Here is a 418-nt window from a genome sequence, read left to right as displayed (position 1 = left end):
CGGCGCAATGGAGGAAGTTCGCCAACGTGCGCGGCGTACAACATCCCCGGCTATAGCGCCGATGATGTCACGACCTATTCATGCCCCGCCGGCTATACCAAGACTGGATGGGATACGACGGGCAGCGGGTGGCGGGGAGCCAGCAAGCCGGGACTAGTGATTGGCCAAAACGACTACGCAACCATCTTCTGTTGCAAGTTCTAGGACATTGAGCACGCGCGTTGTCTCATGGTTTGTAGCAGCCGTAAGAGATACAGGGTGCACACCCACCCGTCTGAATCGAGAACTGGTTGTATGTCTGATAGCCAACCGGACAGCTACAGGCACCCGTGTAGGGATTGGCTGTTCCACAACCGCCCGAAGCCCAAGACGCTGCGAAAAAAGTGCCACCCCAGTGGGTATCCGCAGTTTGCCGTTT

The 418-nt window shown here is 57.4% G+C and carries 1 pseudogene; it reads left to right on the top strand.

What is annotated here, in order from left to right:
• A pseudogene (locus RND78_RS27930) lies at positions 1 to 204 on the top strand (shufflon system plasmid conjugative transfer pilus tip adhesin PilV); the annotation flags it as partial.
• Positions 205 to 418 lie beyond the last annotated feature (214 nt).

Origin of the sequence: Pseudomonas oryzihabitans, from assembly GCF_032027545.1 — a bacterium.
Taxonomy (GTDB): Bacteria; Pseudomonadota; Gammaproteobacteria; order Pseudomonadales; family Pseudomonadaceae; genus Chryseomonas; species Chryseomonas oryzihabitans_F.
The sequence above is the reverse complement of the archived record's forward strand: the minus strand, read 5'-3'. Positions and strand labels throughout refer to the sequence as shown.